Source organism: Caulobacter sp. GW822-FHT01G02 (genome assembly GCF_058802865.1).
Genome location: NZ_JBXAON010000006.1, coordinates 384,520 through 403,438, shown reverse-complemented (window position 1 = coordinate 403,438; position 18,919 = coordinate 384,520). Strand labels below are relative to the sequence as shown.

20 protein-coding genes, 1 tRNA gene and 1 pseudogene are annotated in these 18,919 nt (G+C 67.8%); 9 read left to right on the top strand and 13 right to left on the bottom strand.

Annotation, left to right across the window (positions count from 1 at the left end; translation table 11 throughout):
- On the bottom strand, window positions 1-75 hold a 75-nt coding region (locus AC1RNC_RS19580), incomplete at its 3' end, for a biotin carboxylase N-terminal domain-containing protein (RefSeq protein ID WP_492887963.1).
- A gap of 21 nt (window positions 76-96) precedes the next feature.
- On the opposite strand from AC1RNC_RS19580, the pseudogene AC1RNC_RS19575 reads away from it, so the two are divergent.
- Window positions 97-4,048, top strand: a pseudogene (locus tag AC1RNC_RS19575) (LamG-like jellyroll fold domain-containing protein).
- 99 nt (window positions 4,049-4,147) lie between these two features.
- Here AC1RNC_RS19575 and AC1RNC_RS19570 read toward each other — a convergent pair.
- Window positions 4,148-4,726, bottom strand: coding sequence for a type 1 glutamine amidotransferase family protein (locus AC1RNC_RS19570; RefSeq protein WP_492887948.1), 579 nt, complete (start codon window positions 4,724-4,726; stop codon window positions 4,148-4,150).
- A gap of 54 nt (window positions 4,727-4,780) precedes the next feature.
- On the opposite strand from AC1RNC_RS19570, the gene msrB reads away from it, so the two are divergent.
- Window positions 4,781-5,263, top strand: coding sequence for a peptide-methionine (R)-S-oxide reductase MsrB (gene msrB, locus AC1RNC_RS19565; protein ID WP_125158613.1), 483 nt, complete (start codon window positions 4,781-4,783; stop codon window positions 5,261-5,263).
- 127 nt (window positions 5,264-5,390) lie between these two features.
- Window positions 5,391-6,008, top strand: a complete 618-nt coding sequence (locus AC1RNC_RS19560; protein WP_492887947.1) for an alpha/beta hydrolase — start codon at window positions 5,391-5,393, stop codon at window positions 6,006-6,008.
- Window positions 6,009-6,028: 20 nt separating this feature from the next.
- Here AC1RNC_RS19560 and AC1RNC_RS19555 read toward each other — a convergent pair.
- The 7 genes from AC1RNC_RS19555 to AC1RNC_RS19525 form a co-directional block, all read right to left on the bottom strand.
- Window positions 6,029-6,113, bottom strand: a tRNA-Leu gene (locus AC1RNC_RS19555).
- A gap of 95 nt (window positions 6,114-6,208) precedes the next feature.
- Complete coding sequence (locus AC1RNC_RS19550) at window positions 6,209-6,718, bottom strand: MarR family winged helix-turn-helix transcriptional regulator (protein ID WP_492887946.1); 510 nt, start codon at window positions 6,716-6,718, stop codon at window positions 6,209-6,211.
- A 344-nt stretch (window positions 6,719-7,062) separates the two neighbouring features.
- Window positions 7,063-7,827, bottom strand: a complete 765-nt coding sequence (locus AC1RNC_RS19545; protein WP_492887945.1) for a hypothetical protein — start codon at window positions 7,825-7,827, stop codon at window positions 7,063-7,065.
- Window positions 7,828-7,915: 88 nt separating this feature from the next.
- Window positions 7,916-8,158, bottom strand: coding sequence for a hypothetical protein (locus AC1RNC_RS19540; protein WP_492887962.1), 243 nt, complete (start codon window positions 8,156-8,158; stop codon window positions 7,916-7,918).
- Between the two features lie 46 nt (window positions 8,159-8,204).
- Complete coding sequence (locus AC1RNC_RS19535; protein ID WP_099576618.1) at window positions 8,205-8,453, bottom strand: DUF3297 family protein; 249 nt, start codon at window positions 8,451-8,453, stop codon at window positions 8,205-8,207.
- A gap of 102 nt (window positions 8,454-8,555) precedes the next feature.
- Window positions 8,556-9,023 (bottom strand): EF-hand domain-containing protein, encoded by a 468-nt coding sequence (locus AC1RNC_RS19530; RefSeq protein WP_492887944.1) that lies wholly within the window; start codon window positions 9,021-9,023, stop codon window positions 8,556-8,558.
- A gap of 8 nt (window positions 9,024-9,031) precedes the next feature.
- Window positions 9,032-9,829, bottom strand: coding sequence for a DUF4198 domain-containing protein (locus AC1RNC_RS19525; protein ID WP_492887943.1), 798 nt, complete (start codon window positions 9,827-9,829; stop codon window positions 9,032-9,034).
- Window positions 9,830-9,987: 158 nt separating this feature from the next.
- Here AC1RNC_RS19525 and AC1RNC_RS19520 point away from each other — a divergent pair, with 158 nt between their 5' ends.
- The 6 genes from AC1RNC_RS19520 (at window position 9,988) to AC1RNC_RS19495 (ending at window position 16,523) form a co-directional block, all read left to right on the top strand.
- Window positions 9,988-12,198: a TonB-dependent hemoglobin/transferrin/lactoferrin family receptor gene (locus AC1RNC_RS19520; protein WP_492887942.1), complete on the top strand. Its 2,211-nt coding sequence runs from the start codon at window positions 9,988-9,990 to the stop codon at window positions 12,196-12,198.
- Between the two features lie 181 nt (window positions 12,199-12,379).
- Entirely contained in the window at window positions 12,380-12,988 is a 609-nt protein-coding gene (locus tag AC1RNC_RS19515; RefSeq protein ID WP_492840032.1) for a YqaA family protein, read from the top strand.
- A complete protein-coding gene (locus AC1RNC_RS19510; RefSeq protein ID WP_492887941.1) occupies window positions 12,985-13,539 on the top strand; it encodes a disulfide bond formation protein B in 555 nt (184 codons plus the stop codon). Before AC1RNC_RS19515 ends, AC1RNC_RS19510 begins: the two co-directional genes overlap by 4 nt.
- On the top strand, window positions 13,539-14,099 hold the full coding sequence (locus AC1RNC_RS19505) for a demethoxyubiquinone hydroxylase family protein (protein WP_492887940.1): 561 nt from the start codon (window positions 13,539-13,541) through the stop codon (window positions 14,097-14,099). The genes AC1RNC_RS19510 and AC1RNC_RS19505 overlap by 1 nt, the downstream gene beginning before the upstream one ends.
- A gap of 75 nt (window positions 14,100-14,174) precedes the next feature.
- A complete protein-coding gene (locus AC1RNC_RS19500) occupies window positions 14,175-15,941 on the top strand; it encodes a M1 family metallopeptidase (protein ID WP_492887939.1) in 1,767 nt (588 codons plus the stop codon).
- A gap of 81 nt (window positions 15,942-16,022) precedes the next feature.
- On the top strand, window positions 16,023-16,523 hold the full coding sequence (locus tag AC1RNC_RS19495; protein WP_492887938.1) for a VanZ family protein: 501 nt from the start codon (window positions 16,023-16,025) through the stop codon (window positions 16,521-16,523).
- Here the strand turns inward: AC1RNC_RS19495 and AC1RNC_RS19490 are convergent.
- The 4 genes from AC1RNC_RS19490 to greA form a co-directional block, all read right to left on the bottom strand.
- On the bottom strand, window positions 16,516-16,800 hold the full coding sequence (locus tag AC1RNC_RS19490) for a hypothetical protein (RefSeq protein ID WP_492887937.1): 285 nt from the start codon (window positions 16,798-16,800) through the stop codon (window positions 16,516-16,518). The genes AC1RNC_RS19495 and AC1RNC_RS19490 overlap by 8 nt on opposite strands.
- Before the next feature lie 133 nt (window positions 16,801-16,933).
- A complete protein-coding gene (locus AC1RNC_RS19485; protein ID WP_492840044.1) occupies window positions 16,934-17,497 on the bottom strand; it encodes an HNH endonuclease in 564 nt (187 codons plus the stop codon).
- Window positions 17,498-17,671: 174 nt separating this feature from the next.
- Window positions 17,672-18,313, bottom strand: coding sequence for a DNA-3-methyladenine glycosylase family protein (locus AC1RNC_RS19480; protein ID WP_492887936.1), 642 nt, complete (start codon window positions 18,311-18,313; stop codon window positions 17,672-17,674).
- Window positions 18,314-18,365: 52 nt separating this feature from the next.
- Window positions 18,366-18,848, bottom strand: coding sequence for a transcription elongation factor GreA (gene greA, locus AC1RNC_RS19475; RefSeq protein WP_492887935.1), 483 nt, complete (start codon window positions 18,846-18,848; stop codon window positions 18,366-18,368).
- Between the last annotated feature and the right edge of the window lie 71 nt (window positions 18,849-18,919).

The window sequence follows — 18,919 nt, the reverse complement described above, 5'->3', positions numbered from 1 at the left end:
CCCCAGCCGACGGCACGTCTTGATCACCCGAACCGCGATCTCGCCCCGGTTGGCGATCAGTATCTTCGAAAACATCGCAACTTCCGCCCAAAGATCTTGTGCCTTGCGGCACGGCCTATCAGTCCCCGTCGGGTTTGCAAGCTTGCCCTTGGGGCGCTAAACCAGCGCCCAGGCATGACACCGGTTTCCATTAGTGCGGAAGCCGCGATGAAACGCCACCGGGAGGAGACCATCGATGAAGGCGATTTTCCTGGGCTCGGCCTGCGCGCTGATCCTCGCCAACGCCGCCGTGGCGGCTCAGAGCGCCCCCCTGGCGTCAGAGCCCGCCCTGCTGTTCAAGGTCTCTGGCGACAAGGGCCTGGTCGCCGACGTCGCCGCCGGCGACCCGATCCCCAACTTCGCCGACAAGGTCACGCCGATCGCCGATGGCAAGGCGGGCAAGGGCTTCCACGCCGAGGACGACGGCGTGGTCTCGTGGAACGCGCCCGGCAACATCCAGGCCCAGCGCGGTACCCTCTCCTTCTTCTGGCGCTCGGGCTATCCGGTCGGGGTCGCGCCGTTCGTGATCTTCCGCGTCGGCTATGCCGACCATTCCAGCTGGGACATGGCGTTCCTGCGCATCGACTGGAACGGCCACGGCTTCGACGCCTTCGTCACCGACAACGGCCTCTCGCGCACCCGCGTGTCGTTCAAGCTCGACAGGAACCCGGCCGCGGACGCCTGGACGCATCTGGCCTTCACCTGGGACGAGACGAGCGGCGTGCAGCTGTTCGTCGACGGCAAGCTGGCCGCCAAGACCGAGGCCAAGGCCGTCTATGACTCGGGCCTCGATCAGTTCGGCGTCGCCGGCCGCGTGGTGGCGCCGCACCAGGTGCAGAGCCGCTACAACTTCACCCGCGGCGGCGACCTGGACGAGTTGCGCGTCTACGACCGTCCGCTGGCCGCCGACGCCATCGCCGCCCTGTCGCGAAACGAGGCTCCGGCGACGGCCGCGCCGGTGGCGACGCTCGACGATCCGGCCATCCACGCCGCCTGGAAGCAGCGCTACGGCTGGAACCTCGCCGCCCCGCCCTTGCTGACCGACGAGAAGACCACGATCCGCAAGGTCGAGTTCAAGGACGCCAAGGACATCAAGGAATGGATGTGGAAGGGCGTGGACGGCATCGCCGAGACCACCTGGCCCGGCGTCTACAACCGCTCGCGCCTGCCCGGCCGTAACGACTATTTCCAGCTGCCGGACTGGAACGTCTATGTCGACGGCGGCAAGGCCCTGACCCTTACCCTGCCCGACGAGCCGGTGAACCGCATCGAGATCCAGGGTCCGGCCTATGGCGACCTGAGCTGGTCGCCCCTTGGGACCGCCAAGGCCGGTGACAAGGGCGCCAGCGTCGGCTCGCGGGTCAAGGACCAGCAGCGCACGGTCAACACCCTGGCCAAGCCGCTGACCGGCGGCGTCCTGACCTTCACCAACGTCGCCCAGGAAACCCCGATCCAGGAGATCTGGGCCTACAACGTCACCGCCGGCGCGGAACCGAAGGACGCGTTCAAGATGAGCTACGTGGTCCGCGCCGATGTCGCGCCGGACTATCTGAACCTGGCCGCCCTCAACGCCTACATCACCGGCCGCCACCCGGCCGGCGAGCGCGCCACCGTCGTGGCCCTGCCGGAAGGCGCGCCCAACCGCAAGCGGCCCGCCGGCGACCTCACCGGCTCGCCAGTCATTGGGGGCCTGCCCATCGTCCACGTGCTGATCCCCTCGGGCTTCGGCGACGCGCCGGCCGCTCAGCCCCTGGCCCGCAACTGGGCCTATGGCTGGGAGAACGCCCGCGACGGCCTGGACGGCGTGGCCATCGACATTCCTTCTCTGCCTGGCGCCGCTGGCGCCATCATCCCGCTGAACATCCAGGTCAAGGACCCGATCTGGCCGGGCCGGAACATGATCGACGTCAGCGTCTCGGTGAAGGCCGGCGAGGCCCGCACCGTCTGGCTCGACCTGCGCGACCGCATCCTGACGTCCGACAGCCTGTACCTGACCATCGCCGCCGACAGCGCCGACTTCGGTCCCAAGGCCCTGGACGGCGCCAGGATCCGCCTGGTGCTGAAGGACCGCGACAAGGCCAAGGCCGAGCACGTCGCCGACCGCCTGAATCAGGTGAAGGACAACTGGGCCTTCCTGGTCGAGGAGCACACCACCTCCAAGCGCCAGGGCCTGTATCGCCGCCTCTATGCCGACATCTCCGACCTGCTGCGCGTCGATCCCGACAACCAGATCGGCCGCGAATACTGGGGCGACATCACCTATGGCAGCCAGGGCTGGCCGGCGTTCGAGCAGCCCAAGCCGACGGACGGAACGCCACTGTGGGCCTTCCGCCAGCTGGAGGACCTCAAGCTGGTCTCCAGGTTCGTCAACTGGTGGATCGACGAGCGCCAGGCCGAGTTCGGCGACTTCGGCGGCGGCCTGTCGGACGACACCGACCTCTTGCAACAGTGGCCGGGCCTGGCCCTGATGGGCGTCCAGCCGGACAAGATCACCCACTCGCTGAACCGCCTGACCGACGCGGTCTACAAGAACGGCATGTTCACCGATGGCCTGTCGACCATCGTGACCGACGAGTTGCACGCCTACGAAGAGGGCATCAACTCCAACTCGGAGGCCATGTACGTCAACTATGGCGATCCGCTGGCGGTCGAGCGCCTGTTCACGACCGTGAAGGCCCTGCCCCGCGTCGTGGACAGGAACCCGGCCGGCCACGTCCACTTCAACACCAACTGGTACAGCGGCAAGATCGCGTACCGCGAGGGCCCGTGGGAGTGGCAGAAGCCCTATTCGTTCGGCGTCACCCACCCCTCGATCCTGATCAGCGATTTCAACGGCGATCCGACCGCGAAGGCCACGATCATCGGCCTGGCCGACGGCTATCTGGCCCACGTGGCCAAGGACGGCTCCTATCCCAACGAGATCAACTGGCGCAGCGACGCCGAGCGCGGCGGCACGGTGCTGCAGGGCTCCGGCGCCGACGGTCCGTTCCAGGTGTTCTGGCAGGCCTGGCGCCTGACCGGCGACAGGAAGTACCTGGCCCCGATCACCTGGCGGATCGGCAAGAACGGGATCAAGTCGCTCTCCAGCATCAACGAGAACGCCGTGACCGCGATGGGTCTGGCCGACGCCAACAAGGACCAGATCATCGCCGCCGCGAAGAAGGGCGGCGCGCTGGAGCGTTACGCGGCCTGGAACCTGACGGGCGATAAGACCTACCTCGAAAGCCTCTACGCCGACGAGATCCAGTGGAACGCCCAGCACATGTACATGCACACGGAGGGCCATTGGTGGTCCGACCGCGTGGAGCTGCCGTCCGACATCCTGCAGCGCTCGCGGCTGGGCGGCATCGCCAACAAGCGCACGCAGATGACGCCGGGCCACACCGTCTCGTGGCGCTTCGACGGCGTCGATGGCACGGACGTGGCGGTGCTGGTCAAGGACGCCACCAAGACCGGCTTCAAGGTCATCGCCTACAACACCACCGACAAGCCGGTAACGGCGACCATGACCGGCTGGAACGTCGCGCCCGGCCAGTGGAGCCTCAGCCAGGGCCTCGACGCCAATGGCGATGACGCGATCGACGGGGCGGCGCAGACCCGCTCACTCGCCTTCGAGCGCAGCCTGGGAACCAAGGTCGTCCTGGCCCCGCGCCAGACCACGGTCATCGACATGAAGCGCGTCACGGCCGGCGACGATCCGGCCAGGCGCGCCGACCTCGGCGTCGGTCGCGGCGACGTCGTGGTGAAAGGTTCGACCATCTCCGCCACGGTCCACAGCCTCGGGGCCCAGGACGCTCAGGCGGCCAGGCTGGAGCTGATCGATGCGGCCGGCAAGGTGCTGGCCAGCGCCCCGACGCCGACCCTGAAGGCGCCGCTGGACCTGCTGCCCAAGACCGCTTCGGTGAAGCTGAAGATCCCGGCCGGCGTAAAGGCCCAGGGCCTGCGGGTCCGCATCGTCACCGCCCAACCGCAAAACACCGCCCTGAACGACGAGGTCGTGCTGCCATGAAGGCTACCGCCTAAGGACCGCCGCGTCGGACCCGCCGCGCTCAAATAACCCCTTCATCCGATTTCCCCGGCGAAGGCCGGGAAGATCGGGATTTTGAGTTCAGCCTTCCGAAAACTCCCGCGCGAACATCGCCTCGTAGCCCGCGATCGCCTCCTCGGCTTCCGGGGCGATCAGGCGGGCGACGGCGGCGGCGAACGTCACCGGCGCCAGGCCTGAGGCGCTGACCACCTTGCCGTCGCTGACGGCCTTGGGCGTGTCGACATAGTGCTCGGCGCCCGGATAGTCGGTGACGGTCTTGGCCAGCCAGTCCCGTCCGTTCGAGGTGTGCTTGCGCCCCTCGAACAGCCCGGCATGGGCCAGGGCCGTGGTTCCGGCGCAGATGCCGGCCACCACCTTGCCGTCGGCGAAGGCCTGGCGCAGCAGGCCGCTGACCGCCTTGTTCTCGCCCTCGGCCCACGAGTCGCTGCCGATCAGGATGAAGACGTCGGCGTCGTTCAGCACCGGATCGTCGAAGCGGTAGTCGGCCGCGGCCAGCACCCCGCCGATCGAGGTCTCGGGCTCGCCGTCGGGCGTGGCGACCTCGATCTGGACCTTCAGCTCGCGGCGCAGCAGGGCCAGCACGCTCCCGGCTTCCCAATCGGCCCAGCCGGGCTGCAAAAAGGCGACGGCGACGGTCATAGGGCGACTCCTGGGTTCTACCGGATCAACGCGTAAGCACTTACATTGTCCGTCATGACAGACACAGCCGCCCTTTCAACCGCCGGATTCGACCTGACGCCGCCGACCGAGGCCGAGCGCGAACGCCTGGAGGCCGACCTGACGGCCGAGGAGGCGCGAGTCCTTCTGCACCACGGCACCGAGGCTCCGTTCTGCGGCGGCCTGCTGGGCGAGAAGAGCCCGGGCGTCTACGCCTGCCGCCTGTGCGGCCTGCCGCTGTTCAAGCACGAGACCAAGTTCGAGAGCGGCACGGGCTGGCCCAGCTTCTACGCCCCCTTCGCCGAAGACCACGTGCTGGGCGTCCGCGACGACTCGTATGGCATGGTCCGCATCGAGACCCGCTGCGCCCGCTGCGACAGCCACCAGGGCCACGTCTTCCCCGACGGCCCCGCCCCGACGCGCCTGCGCTACTGCATCAACTCGGTCTCGCTGCAGTTCGTGAAGTCGGGCGATCCCCTGCCCGACCCGCTGCATCGCGGCGACAAGATCGCGGCCTAAGCGCCGACCAAAGAGCTGGGGCGAAATCACGGTCTCACCCCAGCTTTTCTCAATTCCTATCGAATGGATATGAATTGTCTCCCGGCGTTGGAATGGGGCATCTCCGCTGGGTAGCCAGAGCACGCCCATGACCCCTACGCCCGCCCTCTTCGAAGCGCCCCGCCGCGACCGTGCCAATTACGAACCAGAATGGCCGCCGATCCTGATCGTGCCGGGCCTCTACAATTCCGGTCCCGACCACTGGCAGAGCCATTGGGAGCGCGCGCTTCCAAACGCCCAGCGGGTCGAGCAACAGGATTGGGAACGCCCCCTGCTGGGCGACTGGACCATCAGCCTGGCCGAGGCGATCCGCCAGAACCCCGGCGCGATCCTTGTCGCCCACAGCCTGGGCTGCGCCCTGATCTGCCACCTGGCCCAGGTGACCGGCGGACGCGGCGTCGGCGGGGCCATGCTGGTCGCGCCGGCCGACGTCAATCGCGAGGGCCCGGCCGGCCGCCTGCTGGTCGGCTTCTCGCCGATCCCCCGCCAGCGCCTGCCCTTCCCCAGCCTGGTCGTGGCCAGCCGCGACGACCCTTACGTCGAACTCGAACGCGCCGAAGCGTTCGCGCGAAGCTGGGGGTCGGAGTTCGTGGATCTCGGCCGCGCGGGGCACATCAATGTGGATTCGGGGCACGGGGCGTGGGTGAAGGGACGCGGCCTGCTGCGGGGGTTGATCCAGCGGGTGGCGGCGGAAGAGCGGCCATAGTCCACTATGAAGGAAAGAGTTGGTGCGGGCGGTCGGGGTCGAACCGACACTCCTTTCGGAACCGGATTTTGAGTCCGGCGCGTCTACCAGTTTCACCACGCCCGCAGGCTTCGCGTCACCGCGAAGGGTGGTCTTCCTAACAGGCGTCGCCGGCGATTTCCAGTCTTCAGAACGCGGTTTAGCGACGGCCCGTGAAACGGCTACGGCGGGCTGATCGTCTCGCCGCCGGTCAGCTGGATGGCGGCCGTCTCGAGGTGATCCAGCAGGCGCTTGAACATCGCCACCTCGCTGGGCGCCAGGCCGGCCAGCAGGGTCGCCTCATAGGCCAGGGCCAGCGGGGCGATCTCGGCGAACAGGCGACGGCCGGCGGCGGTGAGTTCCAGGGTGTGCGAGCGGCGGTCCGAGCGGACCGTCGTGCGGGCCACCAGGCGGCGGACGACCAGTTCCTGCGCCGCGCGGCTGACCCGGACCTTGTCCATCGCCGTTCGGGTGACGGCGGTGTGCTGGGTCAGAGAGCCCTCGGCTAGCACCGACATCAGCCGCCACTGCGGGATGGTCAGGCCGAAGCGGTCCTCGTAGGCGCGGGCGATCAGGCGGCTGACCGCCGCCGACGCCGTGGCCAGGCGATAGGGAACGTAGTCGATGAGGCTGACACCAGCCTCGGGCGCGTCGGGCGCGCCAGACGTGATCGGAGAGACCGTCGCGGTCATACCCTTCCTTTCGTCCTCCCCCAGAACCTACGGGTTCAGATGCTCCATCTGAACCCGTAGGTTCCCGAGTCTAAAGTTCTGAGCGCGTTCACGGGCGAAACCGCTCACACTTTCGCCCACGCGCTCAATGCGCGGCGCGCCTTTGGAAGGCGCGGCCTTCGCCAAATACATTGCGCGCTGGTCGGGCCATGGCGTTGGCCCACGCGTCGTCTTGGTGTGAGCGTCCCCGGCCCGCGTCTCAACGACGGGGCGAGTTCGCTCGAAAGAAGGACCACATTCGCACGCCGCTTGGGCAGAGAATAGCCGTCTCGCCCACCTGAACGGCGTTCTTATGCCTCGGGACGTCAGTGATGGTCGGCGCCGTGCGGCTTTTCCTTGGGCATGGGCGGCAGCGTCGTCAGCGCCTTCTGGCAGTCCTCCAGCTCGCGCAGGCAGTTGGGGCGGTTCCAGAAGTCGGCGAACTCGGCCACGGCCAGGCGCAGCAGCTGCTTGAATTCCTTCGAGTCGGGCCCCTTGGGCTCCTCGTGGTGATCGTCGGGCTTGGCGTCCGGCTTGTAGGACGCCAGCAGCACGGTCTGAGAGCCGACGATCGTCACGTTGCGACTCAGCAACTCGACCCCGCCGCCGCGGCACTTGTCGTCGCACTTGTGCTTTTCGGGGCCGTGGACGGCGCAGACCGCGTCGTCGCCGTGCTTGTCGTCCTTGCCGTGCGCCGCGCCATGGTGGCCGTCCTTGGCGCCCTCCTTCGGCTTCTCCTCGGGCGGCTTGCCGTCGACGGCGTCGGACAGGTGCTTGAAGGCCTTAGCGCAGGGACCGCCGAACGTCAGCAGCGGCCCGATCAGGCGCCTGACCTCGTCGAGCAGCTCGTGGGCCTTCTTCTCCAGTTCGCCGGAATGGGCGCTGCTGGCGGCCACGCACTTGGCCTTGATGGCCTCGTGGATCTTCTTGGGGACGTCGCTGGTCTTCTCGCCCTTCTCGCCGCGCCCCGTCAGGCGGCCGGCGAAAAAGGCCAGGGCGGCGATGGCGATCCCGGCCAGAATCAGCAGGAACACCAGGGTCGGGTCGAAGACCGGCACCGGCTGCTCGACCGGAAATTCAGACTGGTACACGGCGATCCCCCTTGGCCCCATACGCCACGCGTCGAATAGCGCGGCCTATGGTTAACGCAACAGCGTTATCTATGCACGGCCAAGGTTCTCAGGACGGGGCGGAAATGATGCTGGAGACCCGCGCGCCCGCCTCATAGCGCGACGCACCGCCAAAGACGGTCACCTCGCAGAGGATGTCGCCGCCCTCGGTCGAGGCCCAGATATAGCTGCGCTCGACCTCGACATAGCGGCCGGCGGGGGAAATGCCCTCGAAGGTGTCGCCCCAGGGCACGATCCCGCGCAGGTCCTGCCAGCGCAGGGTCACGGCGCGCGAAAGCTCGTCGCGCGCCATGGCCTCCAGGTCGGGATCGTTTGTAGGATCGCTCACCGAGCAGGCCTCAGCCTTCGGCGGTGTCGCGGAAATAGGCTTCGACCTCGCCCTGCAGCTTGAGGGTCATGGCGTTGCCCTTGCGATCCACGGTCTTGCCGGCCGCGACCCGCACCCACTTCTCGCTGATGCAGTATTCCTCGACATTGGTCTTCTCGACGCCCTTGAAACGGATGCCGATGCCGCGCTCCAGCAGGTCAGCGTCGTAGTACGGGCTGGCCGGGTTCACGGAGAGGCGGTCGGGAGGCGTGTCGCTCATGGTCTTCAGCTTTCGGTCGGGGCAGCGCGGCCCATGTCTTGGCCGGCGGTGATAGCCACGAAACGCTGAAAATCCAAATCCGGCGACGCGCCGCCCGTCCTTTTAGGCCTGCGGGTCTTCCTTCACCGGGTCGGCGGCAGACACGGTCCCGTCGTTGTTGGTGTCGTGCGTCACGAACATCCGCCAGCCGGAATAGTCGAACTCGGCGCGGGTGATGGCGCCGCTCTTGTCGCTGTCGAGCACGTCGAAGCGGATGTCCGTCTGGCGCATCTGGCGCTCGCGCTCCTCTTCCTTTTTCTCGGCCGTGCGCTCGTCCTTGGCGAGCCTCTTCTCGAGGCGCGCCTTGAACTCGCCGACATATTCGGTCCTCGACAGCACGCCGTTCCTGTCGGTGTCGATGGCGGCGAACTGCAGGGCGCGGGTGGCGGCGTACTCGTCCTTGGTGACGACGCCGTCGCCGTTCTGGTCCTGCTCCTTGATGAAGGTGTCGCGGGCGTGCGAGGCGGCGTGGGCGGCCCCGGCGGCCAGCGAGACGACAGCGACGGCGGCGAGGATCGTGCGGGTTTTCATGGGATGTCCTAGCGGAGGGATTCGAAGGTCAGGGCGTAGGTGAAGCTTTGGCCGGGCTGGCCAGGCGCCGCCGGGGCGACGCGATAGCGGGTCTGGACCTGGTAGATCCCCGACTTGTCGACCTTCACGGCGAAGCGGCCCTTGGCGTCGCTCTTCACGGTCCCGGGCGCGCTCTTGGTGTCGGCGTAGCGGTCGTCGGCGCCCTGGACGGTGATGGCCTGGCCCGCCAGCGGCTTGCCGTCGAACAGCACCTCGAACACGGCGTCCTGGCCGGTGACGATCTTGCTGGGATGGGTGATGGCGTGGAACTCCAGACCCTTGCCGATCGGGGCCAGGGCCGCGTCGTTCGGCGCGCCGCGCGTGACATAGACGTCGGCCATGGTCAGGCTTTGCATGTCGATGGCGTCGGCCGGGGCCTTGTCGCCCTCGAAGAACTGCCACTCGCCCTTGACCAGGGCGGCCTTGGCGGTGCGGCCGCCGCGCAGGCCGGTGGTGATGCGATAGGTGCCCGGCGTCTCGGTGACGGCTTCGACCAGCGCCAGTTCGCGGGTGTAGACCGGAGTCAGCGCGACGCGGACCCCGTCGGGACCGATCACGGCGTAGGCGTCGGACTTCATCGCCACCTCGGGCGTGAAGAAGCTCTCGGTGAAGGCGCCCTGCACGGTGACGATCTTGCGGTCCGACGCGTCGAACACGGTCGGCAGCAGATAGGGCGAATGGGCCTGGGCGATCCCTGGGATCATTGGGGCCGCGAGGCTGAGCAGGAGCGCGCCGCCCAGCAGGCCAGCGCGGAGAGAACGGATCATCGGGAAACCCCAGTCGCCGCTCCAGTCGCGGCGAGACCTGAGATATTGCGATTAGTTCTGAGAATCAATTGCAAATAGCTTGACCGGTCTGGCGGGCCGTTTTACCCCGTCGCCATCAAGTTGCGAACAAGTCGCAAAAACCATCGAAGGGGATATCGATGTCTCGCCTCAAGCTGGCCACCCTCGCGGCCGCCTCCTCCGCCGCGCTCCTGGCCGCCGCCGCGCCCTCTTCTCAGGCATGGGCCGCCGACAACGCCGCCGACGCGGTCGAGGTCGACAAGGTCACCGTCACCGCGACGCGCTCGGAGAAGCCGGTCGCCAAGGTTCCGGCGACCGTGACCGCCATCTCATCGGACGAGATCGAGGACGGCCTGGTCAAGGACATCAAGGACCTGGTCCGCGACGAGCCGGGCGTATCGGTCCGCAACGCCCCTGCCCGCTTCACCGCCGCCGGCTCCTCGACGGGCCGCGACGGCAATGCCGGCTTCAACATCCGCGGCCTGGAAGGCAATCGTGTGCTGATCGTCGTCGACGGCGTGCGGACGCCGGACGGCTTCGCCTTCGGCGCCCAGTCCACGGGTCGTGGCGACTATGTCGATCTCGACATCCTGAAGTCGGTCGAGATCGTGCGCGGCCCCGCCTCGGCCCTCTACGGCGCTGATGGTCTCGCGGGTTCCGTCAGTTTCATCACCAAGGATCCCTCGGACATCCTGAAGGACGGCAAGACCTTCGCCGGCCGCGCCCGCGTCGGCTACGCCTCGGCCGACGAGAGCTGGACCGAGAGCCTGCTGCTGGCCGGCAAGTCGGACCGCTGGGAAGCCCTGGCCGCCTACACGCGCCGCGACGGCAAGGGCCAGAAGACGGCCGGGACCAACGACTCGGCCAATACCGACCGCACCACCGCCAATCCCGAGGACAACCAGTCCAATTCGTTCCTGGGCAAGCTGGTCTACAGCCCCGACGACAGGAACCGTTTCCGCCTGACGGTCGACCACCTCGATCGCGACGTCGACTGGACCGTGCTGTCGGCCATCGCCAAGCCGCCGTTGGCCGCGACCAGCGTCATCGGCCTGACCGCCTTCGACAAGATCAGGCGCAACCGCGTCAGCGCCGACCACCGCTTCGACGGTGGCGAAGGCCTGATCAAGGCCGCCCACTCGACCGTCTACTGGCAGAAGAGCACGACCCGCCAGTTCTCGGCCGAGGATCGCAATACCGCCGCCGACCGCACCCGCGACGCCACCTTCAACAACCGCGTCCTGGGCGCCAGCGTCGAGCTGCACAGCGTCTTCGACACCGGCGCGCTGAAACATGAGATCGTCTGGGGCGGCGACGCCTCGATCACCCGCCAGCAAGGCACGCGCGACGGCACGGTCCCGCCGGTCGGCGAGACCTTCCCCGGCAAGGCCTTCCCGACCACCGACTTCACCCTGGCCGGCCTCTACGTGCAGGACGAGATCACCGCCGGCCCCGTGACGATCTATCCGGCCATCCGCTTCGACTACTACAAGCTGGACCCGAAGGCCGACCCGCTGTTCACCACCGCCGCGTCGGGCCAGCACGACTCGCACATCTCGCCGAAGCTCGGCCTGGTGTGGGAGGCCAGCGACGTGGTCACCGTGTTCGCCAACGCCGCGGCCGGCTTCAAGGCCCCGGCCCCGATCCAGATCAACACCGGCTTCGCCAACCTGGTCTCGAACTACAAGTCGATCTCGAACCCCGACCTGAAGCCCGAGACCAGCAAGACGATCGAGGGCGGCGTCCGATTCCACCAGGGCGGCTTCCGCGCGGCCGCGACCGCCTTCACCGGCAAGTACGACGACTTCATCGAGCAGGTGCAAGTCGGCGGGAACTTCACCGCCGCCAATCCGGCCGTCTACCAGTACATCAACCTGTCCGACGCCAAGATCAGCGGCGCCGAGGCCAAGGCCTCGTTCGACTTCGGCGCCGGCTTCACGGCGCGCGCCGCGGCTTCGTATGCCAAGGGCTCGTCCAAGACCGATGGCGTCCGGACGCCGCTGGCGTCGATCGACCCGGTCAAGCTGACCGGCGGCATCGCCTACCGCGCCCCGACCGGCCGGTTCGGCGGCGACCTCAGCGTCATCCACGCGGACCGCAAGTCGGCCAGCCGGGCGGGCGTCACCTGCACCGGCGGCTGCTTCACGCCGCCGTCGTTCACCATCGCCAACGCCACCGCCTGGGTGGCCGTGACCGACACGGTGACCGTGCGCGCCGGCGTCTTCAACCTGACCGACGAGAAGTACTGGTGGTGGAGCGACGCGCGCGGCCTGGCCGACAGCTCGACCGTCAAGGACGGCTACAGCCAGCCCGGTCGCAACTACAGCGTCTCCCTGGCGCTGAAGTTCTAGATCCGCCGGGACGCGGCGCGCGTGGGCCGGGAAGCCGCGCCGCCGCGATCCTCGCGGGCAAACGCCCCGATCCGACCGGATCGGGGCGTTTTGCGCTTAAGGGCCACGGGCGTCGCCAAAAGTCCTTACACTTTGCGCGCTCACGCTTTACCACCGGCCGGGTCACGATATCGGAGTCCGCATGCTGCGTCGCCTCTACGACTGGGTCATGGGCCTGGCCGCTTCCCGCCACGCTCCGGTGAGCCTGTTCGCCGTCTCGTTCGCCGAAAGCTCGTTCTTCCCGATACCGCCGGACGTGATGCTGGCCCCGATGGTGCTGGCCAAGCCGGAGAAGGCCTGGCGCTACGCCCTGATCTGCACGATCGCCTCGGTTCTGGGCGGCGCCCTGGGCTGGGCGATCGGCTACTTCCTGCGCGACTTCGGCCTGTGGATGATGGCCGCGACCGGTCACACGGGCGGGCTGGAGCAGTTCCAGTGCTGGTACGGCAAGTACGGCGTCTGGGTGATCCTGGCCAAGGGCCTGACCCCCATTCCGTACAAGCTGGTGACCATCGCCTCGGGCCTGGCCGCGTTCAGCTTCCCGATCTTCCTGGTCGCCTCGGCCGTGACGCGGGGCGCGCGCTTTTTCATGGTCGCCTTCATCGTCAGGAAATTCGGCCCGACCCTGCTGCCGATCGTCGAGCGCCGCCTGGCCCTGTTCGCCGGAATTTTGATCGCCCTCCTTGTCATCGGCCTGACCGCCAGCCACTTCATCGGCGGGGGCGGGCATGGTGGAGTTTGCGCCGCATGACGAACGAGAAGTCTGAAGTCAGAGGATCGACCTTCGTCGGCGTCGTCTACGATCTGGTCACCCGCCACTGGCCGCTGGTCGCGTTCCTGTCCAGCGCGCTGATGCTGGCCATCGCCCATGCGTTCGAGACCTTCGGCCACCTCGCCCCCTGTCACCTCTGCCTGAAGGCCCGCGAGGTCTATTGGGTCGCCGGGACCGTGGGCCTGATCGGCGCCGTCCTGCAGCGCACGCCGCTGTGGACGCGCCTGCGCCAGCCGGTGAACCTCCTGCTGGGCGCGATCTTTCTCTACGGGACCGGTCTTGCCGTCTTCCACGCCGGGGTGGAGTGGAAGTGGTGGCCGGGTCCGACCACCTGCACCGGCAGCGGCGCGGCCAGCGCGGCCAACCTCTCGGCCATGCTGGACGGCTCGCTGAAGATCGAGGCGCCGATGTGCGACAAGGCCGCCTGGGTGTTCCTGGGCCTGTCGATGGCCGGATGGAACGCCCTGGTCTCGCTGAAGCTGACGGTGTGGTCGGTGCTGGCCGGCCTGCGCAAGACGGAGACGCTGTGATGACTCGCCCGATCCCCTCTCGCCCCGGTCAAGGCGCCCTGAGCTCGCGCCTCGCCGAAATGCTGCGCGTCGACCAGGCCGGCGAGCTGGCGGCCGTCCACATCTATCGCGGCCAGGCGGCCGTCATGCGCGCCGCGCCGGGTCGCGAGCGCATCACCGCTCAGCTGACGGAGATGGAGGGTCACGAGCAGGTCCACCTCAGCCGCTTCAACGAACTGCTGACCGAGCGCAAGGTCCGCCCGACCCTGATGTCGCCGGTCTGGCGCGCGGCCGCCTTCGCGCTTGGCGCCGGCACCGCCCTGCTGGGCGACAAGGCCGCCCATGCCTGCACCGAGGCGGTCGAGACCGTGATCGAGAAGCACTATGCCGGCCAGATCGAGGAGTTGAAGGACCGCGACCCGGCCCTGGCCGCGGAGCTCACCCAGTTCCGCGACGACGAGCTTGGTCACCGCGATATCGCCATCGAGGAAGGCGCCCACGAGGCCATCGCCTACCCGCTGCTGACGGCCGTGATCCAGGCCGGCTGCCGCGCGGCGATCAAGATCAGCGAGAAGATCTAGACCCTCGGGTTGGCGCCCGCCGCGCGCGGGCCTACCGATGCTCCCCACAAGACCTTGCGTTGGGGAGTCGCCGACTTGTCGTTCCGTATCTTCGCCGCCTCCGCGGCGTCGCTTCTGGCTTTGTCGACTGCGGCTTCTTCCGTCGCTTGGGCCGCCGAGCCCCTGAAGACCAGCGAACTCAGCCTCCAGACCGGCGGTCCGATGCCCGCCGAGCAGCGCGCGCTGGGCTTCGAGCACGCCGACCTCAAGTTCAGGATTCTGCCCGACAGGAAGGCGATCGAGGGCGAGGCGACCCTGACCTTCACGGCCAAGGCGCCGCTGACCAAGCTGGTTCTCGACTTCGATCGCGTCTTCACGATCCGCCAACTGACCATCGACGGCAAAGCGCTGAAGCCCACGGCCTGGAGCAACCCCGAAGGCCGCATGACCATCACCCTGCCCCACGCGGTGGCCAAGGGGCGGTCGGTCACCGCCGTGATCACCTATGATGGGATCCCGCTGGAAGCCAAGCGCGCGCCGTGGGACGGCGGCTTCGTCTGGAGCAAGGCCCCGACCGGCGAGCCCTGGATCGCCACCGCCGTGCAGGGCGACGGCTGCGACATCTTCTGGCCCTGCATCGACTATCCGACCGGCGAGCCCAAGCTGGTCGACCTGCACATCACCGTCCCTGCCCCTCTGGTCGCCCCGGCCAACGGCGTCTTCAAGGGCATGACCGAGAAGGACGGCTGGCGGACCTACAACTGGCGGGCCAAGACCCCCAACACCTACGCCATCGCCCTGGACGTCGGCCCCTATGAGGAGCTGACGGCCAGCTACAAGAGCCGCTTCGGCGACAGCTTCCCGATGTCGTTCTGGTATCTCAAGGGCGGCGCCGACAAGGCCCAGGGCCTGTTCGCCGAGTTCGCGCCGATGCTGGACTTCTACGAGCAGATGATCGGCCCCTACCCCTTCCGCGACGAGAAGATGGGGGTGGTCGAGACCCCGCACCTGGGCATGGAGCACCAGACGATCAACGCCTATGGCAACAAGTACAGGAAGGAGGTCTACGGCTTCGACTGGCTGCTGCAGCACGAGTTCGCGCATGAGTGGTTCGGCAACCAGCTGACCAACAGCGACAACGACGACATGTGGCTGCACGAGGGCTACGGGACCTACATGCAGCCGCTGATGTCGCAATGGCTGCACGGCGACATGGAGTACATGGCGCGCCTGAACCAGATGCGGGTCGACACCAAGAACAGGTTCCCGATCGTCTCGGGCAAGCCGCTGAGGGAAGACGAGGTCTATAACGGCGAGCGCGGGCCCGGGAACGACATCTACTACAAGGCCGCCAATGTCCTGCACACGCTGCGGACGCTGATCGGCGACGAGGCCTTCTTCAAGATCACCCGCATCGCCGTCTACGGCCGCGACGATCCGAAGCCCGGCAATTTCACGACCCGCTGTCTCGGCACGAAGGACTATATCAAGATCGTCAACCAAGTGACGGGCAAGGACTACGGCTGGTTCTTCGACGTCTATCTCTACGAGGCCGCGCCGCCGGAACTGGTCGAGACCCGCGAGGGCGGCGACCTGATGCTGACGTGGAAGGCGCCCAACGGCAAACCCTTTCCCATGCCGGTGGACGTCAAGGTCGGCGACAGGATCGTCACCCTGCCGATGGCCGACGGGACGGGTCGGGTCAGCGTCGGCGACACCGTGCCGGTCATCGTCGACCCGGCCTCGAAGATCCTGCGCCGGCAGCCCTATCTGGAAGCCTATCAGGCCTGGAAGAAGGCCCAGGACGACGCCGCCAAGGCCGAGGCCGAAGCCAAGAAGAAGGCGGACGCCGGGAACAAGTAAGCCTCCGCTAACCCTGTCCGTTCACCGGATGGCGCGACCTTCGAGGTTAGGACCCGCATGTCCTTCCGGAGGTCGCGTCCTATGTTCAAGCCCGTCCACTTCGTCGCCGCCGCGCGCTTCACGCTGCTGGCCGGATCTCTGGCTGTCGTGGTGCTGACCCTGGGTCCGTTCCAGGGCGCGGAAGGCCATTTCGGCCTCACCGACAAGGAAGCTCACGCCATCGCCTTCGGCGGCCTGCTGGCGGTGTCTTTCCTGGCCTTCCCACGGATGCGCCGCAATGACCTGGCGATCGCGGCCCTGGTGCTGGGCGCGGCCGTCGAAGTGGCCCAGCTCATCGCCCATCGCGACGGTAACATCGCCGATTGGCTGGCCGACGCCGCCGGCGTTCTGACGATCTACGGCGCGAGCATGATCGAAACGGTTCGCAAGATGGCCCGCGAACAGGGCGACCTGACGTTCGCGCAGATCGCCGCGCAGGACCGCCGTCGGGGCCGCCGCCGTCGCGCGACGGCGTTCGAACCGGTCGAGACGGACGCGCCCAGCTTCGCCGAGCGCGCCGCCCGCCGGTTTCCGGTCAGGTAATCCGCTTGACGCTGACCGGGTCACTGCCCGGGAAGCTCTCTTCCAGGCCCTCGTCCAGCAGGGCTTCCTGACGGTTCTCGGACTTGGCGACCTTGTCGGCAAGCTGGTCGTGCTTCTCATTGTCGGCCAGCGGACGCTTGGCCTCGCGCGCGTGCGGCGCGTCGATATGCCGGTCTTCGGCGCGCACCTTGCTCTCCGAGTCCGTGTCGGCCGTGGAGGCGGCGGCGCCGTGCGTGAAGTGGCGTTGGTCGTCGTCGGTATTGGGTTGTCGGCTCATGGCGTGGTCTCCCGTGGCTTTTTAGCCTCGGAGTAAAAACCCGCCGGTCCAGGTTCGGGTTGCATGGCCACGGCGAGGGGACAGCTATCCCCTCGCGCACGGCCCGGGCCGTTTGCTGTCTGAAGCCGGAGGCCTAAGCCTCCAGCTCGATGTCCCAGTACAGATAGTCCAGCCAGCTGACGTGCAACCGCCCCGGCGGGAACCGACGTCCCCGCTCCTGCAGTTCGTGCATCGACGGACGGCGAGCGTTCTGGAAGGGCTGCATACCCGCTTCGCGCGGCGTGCGGCCGCCCTTGCTGAGGTTACAGGGCGCGCAGGCGGTGACGATATTCTCCCAGGTGGTCCGGCCGCCGCGCGAGCGGGGGATCACATGGTCGAAGGTCAGATCCTCCGGCGAACCGCAGTACTGACAGCTGAAGCTATCGCGCAGGAACAGGTTGAAGCGGGTGAAGGCCGGCGGCCGCTCCTGCGGGACGTACTGCTTCAGCGCCACGACGCTGGGCAGCCGCATCTCGAACGACGGCGAATGGACGACCTGGTCATAGCTGGCCACGACGTCGACGCGATCCAGGAACACCGCCTTGATCACCTCCTGCCACGGCCAGACGGACAGCGGATAGTAACTGAGCGGCCTGAAATCGGCGTTGAGCACGAGGGCCGGCATGCCCGAGGGCGGGCGCGTGAGGACCTGCATCAGATCCCCCCTTCGAGGCGAACGGCTAAGCGTTCAGCACCTCGGCTGATATGATACGCGACAGGACTGAAGACGGGCCTCCTTCCTACGCTATTCAGGGAATCGCCATTCATTCCCGAACGCATGGAAAGGATGGGCCATGTCAGCGACAGAACCAAGACATCTCGCCGACAGGGCTCAGAAAGGCGCGATCTCGCGTCGTTTCACGGCGCCGTAGCAGGCCCAAAGCAGATGGGCGGCGACGCCGCGATAGGGCCGCCAGAGTTCGGCGCGGGCATAGGCCTGCTTCTCGTTGGGCCGGACCTCGGACCGGTCGGCCCAGCGCATGGCCTCCTGCAGGGCGATGTCGCCGCCAGGGAACATGTCCAGCCGCCCTTGGGTGAACATCAGATAGACCTCGGCGGTCCAGCGGCCGATGCCGGTGATCGCCGTCAGCGCCGCTATCGCCTCCTCGTCGGACAGGCCCGGCAGGGCGTCGAAGTCGCACGTCCCGGCCAGGTGGGCGTGGGCTATGGCGCGGACATAGCGGGCCTTGGGCCGCGAAAGGCCGAGCGACAGCAGATAGGCGTCCTCGTGGCCCATCACCGCGTCGGGAGTCATCTCGGGCAGGCCCGCCTCGACCCGCGCCCAGATGGCGGCGGCCGAGGCCAGCGACACCTGCTGCTGCACGACCATCTTCAGCAGACCCGGAAAGCCGCCCGTGCTCACGCGCCATTCGAAGGGCGGCGTGACGGCTTCCAGGGCGGCCAGCGCCGGGTCGGCGGCGGCCAGGCGCCGGCGGGCTTCGAGCAGGGCGTCGGCGGTCGGTGGAACGAACATCGGCCTCAAGGGACCCCGCCCCGCGGCCGCTGACAATCCGGAACTTGCTGAACTATCCGATGGACGTAATCTCGACCTCGCCGCCGGGCGCGGGGGAGACGTCGCCGACGACCTTCCCGAGCAACGCCCGGGCGATCGGGGCGACATAGGAGACCGAACCCTGGGTCGGGTCGGCTTCGTCCTCGCCGACGATGCGGAAGGTCTGCACACGCCCGTCCTCGCGCTCGAAGGTCACGCGGTCGCCGAACTGCACGGCGGTCTTGTCCGGGTCGCGCTCCATCAGCTGGGCGGTGGCGCGGCGAGCCGACCAGTAGCGCAGATCGCGGGTGGCGCGCGCCATGGCGGTGCGATCGCCATCGGCCGCCCCGCCGGCGCTCTGGGCCGCGCTGTAGGCGGCGCGCGCCGAGGTCAGCTCGGCCTCGATCTGGGCCAGGCCTTCCGGCGTGACGAGATTGGGATGGGTGGAGATCGGGCGATCGGGCAGATCGGCCGCGAAGGCCTCGCTGTCGCCTTCCTTGGTGAAGGCGACGCTCATCGGACGATGTCTTGGATCATGGAGAAAGCCTGCAACGCACACGAATAAAACGGCGTCGGAAGGCCTAACGC

Coding starts and splice junctions, on each gene's coding strand:
- AC1RNC_RS19570 (WP_492887948.1), bottom strand. CDS start 4,726: ATGACCGTCGCCGTCGCCTTTTTGCAGCCCGGCTGGGCCGATTGGGAA.
- msrB (WP_125158613.1), top strand. CDS start 4,781: ATGACAGACACAGCCGCCCTTTCAACCGCCGGATTCGACCTGACGCCG.
- AC1RNC_RS19560 (WP_492887947.1), top strand. CDS start 5,391: ATGACCCCTACGCCCGCCCTCTTCGAAGCGCCCCGCCGCGACCGTGCC.
- AC1RNC_RS19550 (WP_492887946.1), bottom strand. CDS start 6,718: ATGACCGCGACGGTCTCTCCGATCACGTCTGGCGCGCCCGACGCGCCC.
- AC1RNC_RS19540 (WP_492887962.1), bottom strand. CDS start 8,158: ATGGCGCGCGACGAGCTTTCGCGCGCCGTGACCCTGCGCTGGCAGGAC.
- AC1RNC_RS19535 (WP_099576618.1), bottom strand. CDS start 8,453: ATGAGCGACACGCCTCCCGACCGCCTCTCCGTGAACCCGGCCAGCCCG.
- AC1RNC_RS19530 (WP_492887944.1), bottom strand. CDS start 9,023: ATGAAAACCCGCACGATCCTCGCCGCCGTCGCTGTCGTCTCGCTGGCC.
- AC1RNC_RS19525 (WP_492887943.1), bottom strand. CDS start 9,829: ATGATCCGTTCTCTCCGCGCTGGCCTGCTGGGCGGCGCGCTCCTGCTC.
- AC1RNC_RS19520 (WP_492887942.1), top strand. CDS start 9,988: ATGTCTCGCCTCAAGCTGGCCACCCTCGCGGCCGCCTCCTCCGCCGCG.
- AC1RNC_RS19515 (WP_492840032.1), top strand. CDS start 12,380: ATGCTGCGTCGCCTCTACGACTGGGTCATGGGCCTGGCCGCTTCCCGC.
- AC1RNC_RS19510 (WP_492887941.1), top strand. CDS start 12,985: ATGACGAACGAGAAGTCTGAAGTCAGAGGATCGACCTTCGTCGGCGTC.
- AC1RNC_RS19505 (WP_492887940.1), top strand. CDS start 13,539: ATGACTCGCCCGATCCCCTCTCGCCCCGGTCAAGGCGCCCTGAGCTCG.
- AC1RNC_RS19495 (WP_492887938.1), top strand. CDS start 16,023: ATGTTCAAGCCCGTCCACTTCGTCGCCGCCGCGCGCTTCACGCTGCTG.
- AC1RNC_RS19490 (WP_492887937.1), bottom strand. CDS start 16,800: ATGAGCCGACAACCCAATACCGACGACGACCAACGCCACTTCACGCAC.
- AC1RNC_RS19480 (WP_492887936.1), bottom strand. CDS start 18,313: ATGTTCGTTCCACCGACCGCCGACGCCCTGCTCGAAGCCCGCCGGCGC.
- greA (WP_492887935.1), bottom strand. CDS start 18,848: ATGAGCGTCGCCTTCACCAAGGAAGGCGACAGCGAGGCCTTCGCGGCC.